The organism is Sporolactobacillus inulinus, assembly GCF_006539285.1.
GTDB lineage: Bacteria > Bacillota > Bacilli > Bacillales > Sporolactobacillaceae > Sporolactobacillus > Sporolactobacillus inulinus.
Genome location: NZ_BJMS01000161.1, coordinates 1 through 3,911, shown reverse-complemented (window position 1 = coordinate 3,911; position 3,911 = coordinate 1). Strand labels below are relative to the sequence as shown.

Below are 3,911 nucleotides of genomic sequence, written 5' to 3'. Positions count from 1 at the left end.
GGAAAATCTCCCCTTATGTGCCCCCAAACGCGTACCATTCTGCACATAACCGAAAAATCTCCGCTTAAGGACCAGAATGCCAGGTGATGAATGAAAGCCGCATAGAAGTAGGATCGGGCTCGCCCAGTTTTCTAACCGATTTTCCAAAAAAAGTTGTAAAAAAAGTTAAGAACAGTATCCACAATGTTATCCACATGTTTGACAAATGGAAAGCTTGGATAAATAGACGATTTATGCTATTAATCCACATAATCCACAATAAATTCGTGATTAATCAACAAAAAAATACACATTTTTACATCCCATGAATAAAGGCTTTCTAGCAGTTATCCACTTATCCACAGAGTTATTGACATTTGCACAACGTATGATCTCACAAATTCAGAAATATAAATTTAATCAATCGGTGAATAATAGAGGAGCATCAGATTGTTATGAAAAAAGTTTTTTTGCTCCTGTTTGTTCTTTGCGTTCAATGCATGGGTTTGTGCTATGATATTGATAAAAGTGCTGGAGGATTGATCGATGACGGTGATCACCAGGATACGTACGAATGAAAAAGAACGCGGCTTTTTTGTCGTGGATTTGGCAAGCGATGACGGTCAGGAGCAAAGTTTGGATGTTCATGAGGATGTCCTTGTCCGTGAGGAACTGCGCAAGGGACTTGAGTTGTCGCCGCAAAAACTTAAGCGACTTCTTCATGAGGCGTCGGGAATCTTGGCTTACAATGCGGGGGTGCGCTATCTTTCCTATCGGATGCACAGTGTGTCTGAAATGGAGCGCTATTTACAGAAAAAGGAGTTCGGCACGCAGCAAGTGACTTATGCCATCGACCGATTGAAACGTGAGCATTTGCTGGACGACGAAGTCTTTGCGGATTCCTTCATTCGAACGCGGATTCGTACTTCGACAAAGGGACCGCAGCTGATTTATCGCGAATTGCTGCAATCGGGCGTTTCACAATTCATTGCCTCGCGCGCGGATCACCTGTTTCCTGTCGAGGAACAACTTGAACATGCACGCAGGTACTTAGCAAAGCAAGCGTCATCGGTTAAAAATAAAAAATCAATGACGGAAGGGCGGCTTGTTCTTGCCAGACGGCTGATGCAGCATGGGTATTCACGTGAGATCAGTGATCAGGTTCTTGAAGAGATCACAGACTTTCTAGAGGAAAATGAACAAAATGCGCTGACCGCTCAAGCAGAAAAGGCAATGAAAAAGTACAAGAAGTTTACCGGTCGTGATTTTACATTAAAAGTGAAAAACTATTTGTATCAGAAAGGATTTCCGCTCGATTCAATTAACGCTTTTTTAAGCGAACGGATCAACAATTTATGAAGAAGAAAGGGGCTTCTGAATTTTACTCAGAAGCCCCTTTTATTTTAAATCGATCAGGAATTGACCTGTGCTAAGACTAATTTCTTACGTAGTTTGCGTTCACTGAATACCCAGCCTGTATAGGAACTTTGCACCTGTAGATGATGATCCAGCCAGACCGTTGCGGTGAACGGATAGGTTCCCTTTGAATAGTACCTTAGATCCGTAAACTGAATGACCCAGTGGTTGTTGCGCTGTTCAATGGACCAATGATAGATGGGCGAAAAGGAAAGGAAGGCCCGCACATTTTTATCATGTGCAGCTGCCTGAATCATTTCGTTGCTTAAATCAATCGGCATGCGATCAAATCGGTCAATCAGCTCTAAGCGTCTGCCGCTGATTTTTCCGACATAGTAGTATTTTTCGCTTTCGGCCGCCACATGATAATGAGACCAGCGCATTGTCGGGGACAAGTAAACCTTGGTTAGTCCGGGCAGCTGCTGCCTCACATCATTCATGACTCGGCGATGATAAATGCCGCGGAGCACATAGTACACAACAAGCATTGCATCGATGACGATAAATGTGACGCCTGCGTGGCCAAGTGATTGCCAGATGGCAAATCCGAGAAGATGCATACTGAAAATAAACGGATCAAAGATATTGATGGTCCCCAGTGCAACCCATTTTCCCGTAAACGGGCGAACCGCTTGCGTTCCATACGCGTTGAAGATATCGACAAAGACATGAGTGGCGACGGCAGCCAGCGTCCAGATCAACAGTCCGCTGGGGTTTGCACTTGGAAACATTGCTAAGAGGATCGCCGTAAGAAGCAACGGCCAAAGCAGTGTTGCCGGAATCGAGTGGGTCATCCCGCGATGATTGCGGATGTAAGCCGCATTGTTTTTTAATTTCAGAACCGTGTCAATGTCGGGAATCACTGAACCTGCGACAACGCCGACCATGACCGCTTGGTAAGTCAGCGGACTCTGCACGACGGCGGGATCCATGGTTGCGAGTCCCGCTAAGCCAAATCCCATAACAATATGAGTCGCTGTATCCATGAAAAAATTATGTCCTCCCTTATGATGAAGAAATCACTTTTTTCAATGACACGAAGTTGCGTTAATACTTTTATTGTCACACAAAATCAAGGATAATGAAAGGGATATTTGTGCCAATTCAGAGGGAAACTGGAACGAGAAGGGTTGAAAAAAATGAACGAACAGCAAATACAGCAATTTAATCACGATTTGCTGGATTGGTTTCACCGTAAAGGGCGCAAGCTCCCTTGGCGCAAGACAGATAATCCTTATTATATATGGATATCCGAAGTGATGCTCCAACAAACTCAAGTGAATACGGTAATTCCTTATTATGACCAATTCATCAAAAAATTTCCTACACCGGAAGCATTAGCAGACGCACCGGAACAGGAGGTGCTCAAATCATGGGAGGGACTTGGTTATTACTCGCGCGCCCGCAATCTCCAAAAAGGTGTACGTGAGATGGTTGCCAGCTACAACGGCGAACTCCCGAAAAATAAATCGGAACTTATGTCTTTAACGGGGGTTGGTCCTTATACAGCATCCGCATTAATGAGCATGGCCTATCATGAACCGGAGCCGGCGATTGACGGTAATTTAATGCGTGTCCTCTCGCGCGTCTTCTTAATTGATGATGATATCGCGAAGCAAAAAACACGCAAGAAATTTGAAAAGCTGGCAAGCGATTTAATTGTCCAAACAGAACCGGCGTATTTTAACCAAGCATTGATGGACCTCGGCGCCATGGTCTGCAGACCGAAAATTGCCGACTGTTCGCAGTGCCCACTCAACAGCTATTGTCGCGCTTATGAAGAAGGGGTGCAGCTGGAATATCCGGTCAAGAGCGGCAAAGCAAAGCCAAGAACGCTTCATTATGCGGTGCTGATTCTTTACGATGAACAGGGACGTTTTTTAGTGGAACAGCGGCCCGACACGGGGCTTCTTGCCGGAATGTGGCAATTTCCAATGCTTTCGCTTGACGAGTACGAAGATGAACAGCAGCAACAGGCGTATAGTCGCGAACGCTTTCAATGCAGCGTCGAACCACCAAAAGATCCTTTTTCCTATACCCATCATTTTTCACATTTAATTTGGAAGCTGACGCTGCGGATCGGACGGGCATCGTCGCAAATGAAGCTGCGGAAGAGGCAGCGCTGGGCGGCAATGAGCGAGTTAGATCGTTTTCCATTTCCAGTATCGCATCAAAAGGTTATTCAATGGATTGAAAAAAATCGACCGCTGCATACATAACTTTTGCCATTATTGGCAAAGGTAATGTGGTGGAGGTGATACGCGATGGCTAAGAACACAAACGCAGGCACTGACGTACAACAAGTAAAAAAGCAAAATGCTCAGGCTAAGAACGGCAAATTAAGCAGTGAATTTGCGAGCGAAACGGATGCTCAGCAAGTTCGTCAGCAAAATCAAAAGTCACAGCAAAAAAAACAGTAATTACCTAACGTGCGTATGCGTATAAGTACGGAAAAAGCCTTGTTCCATTTTTTGGAACAAGGCTTTTTTTACAGGATAAGAAAGTATATGATTTTG

Annotated in this window: 5 protein-coding genes; 4 read left to right on the top strand and 1 reads right to left on the bottom strand. The window is 44.7% G+C overall.

Translation table 11 applies throughout. The features are described from left to right. Nucleotides 1–434: 434 nt before the first annotated feature. Both SIN01_RS15595 and SIN01_RS14235 read left to right on the top strand, forming a co-directional pair. Nucleotides 435–557, top strand: a complete 123-nt coding sequence (locus SIN01_RS15595) for a hypothetical protein (RefSeq protein ID WP_272947207.1) — start codon at nucleotides 435–437, stop codon at nucleotides 555–557. Further along, complete coding sequence (locus SIN01_RS14235; RefSeq protein WP_010025584.1) at nucleotides 526–1,338, top strand: RecX family transcriptional regulator; 813 nt, start codon at nucleotides 526–528, stop codon at nucleotides 1,336–1,338. Before SIN01_RS15595 ends, SIN01_RS14235 begins: the two co-directional genes overlap by 32 nt. Nucleotides 1,339–1,391: 53 nt before the next feature. Here SIN01_RS14235 and SIN01_RS14230 read toward each other — a convergent pair whose 3' ends face one another. Continuing rightward, nucleotides 1,392–2,381: a metal-dependent hydrolase gene (locus tag SIN01_RS14230; protein WP_010025585.1), complete on the bottom strand. Its 990-nt coding sequence runs from the start codon at nucleotides 2,379–2,381 to the stop codon at nucleotides 1,392–1,394. Between the two features lie 153 nt (nucleotides 2,382–2,534). On the opposite strand from SIN01_RS14230, the gene mutY reads away from it, so the two are divergent. Both mutY and SIN01_RS14220 read left to right on the top strand, forming a co-directional pair. Further along, the gene (gene mutY / locus SIN01_RS14225) at nucleotides 2,535–3,614 is read left to right on the top strand and encodes an A/G-specific adenine glycosylase (protein ID WP_010025586.1); all 1,080 of its coding nucleotides are present in this window, start codon (nucleotides 2,535–2,537) and stop codon (nucleotides 3,612–3,614) included. 45 nt (nucleotides 3,615–3,659) lie between these two features. Beyond that, nucleotides 3,660–3,815, top strand: a complete 156-nt coding sequence (locus tag SIN01_RS14220) for a gamma-type small acid-soluble spore protein (protein ID WP_010025587.1) — start codon at nucleotides 3,660–3,662, stop codon at nucleotides 3,813–3,815. Nucleotides 3,816–3,911 lie beyond the last annotated feature (96 nt).

Bases quoted from the DNA above. Each gene is read 5' to 3' on its own strand.
- SIN01_RS15595 (WP_272947207.1), top strand. From the start codon at position 435: ATGAAAAAAGTTTTTTTGCTCCTGTTTGTTCTTTGCGTTCAATGCATG.
- SIN01_RS14235 (WP_010025584.1), top strand. From the start codon at position 526: ATGACGGTGATCACCAGGATACGTACGAATGAAAAAGAACGCGGCTTT.
- SIN01_RS14230 (WP_010025585.1), bottom strand. From the start codon at position 2,381: ATGGATACAGCGACTCATATTGTTATGGGATTTGGCTTAGCGGGACTC.
- mutY (WP_010025586.1), top strand. From the start codon at position 2,535: ATGAACGAACAGCAAATACAGCAATTTAATCACGATTTGCTGGATTGG.
- SIN01_RS14220 (WP_010025587.1), top strand. From the start codon at position 3,660: ATGGCTAAGAACACAAACGCAGGCACTGACGTACAACAAGTAAAAAAG.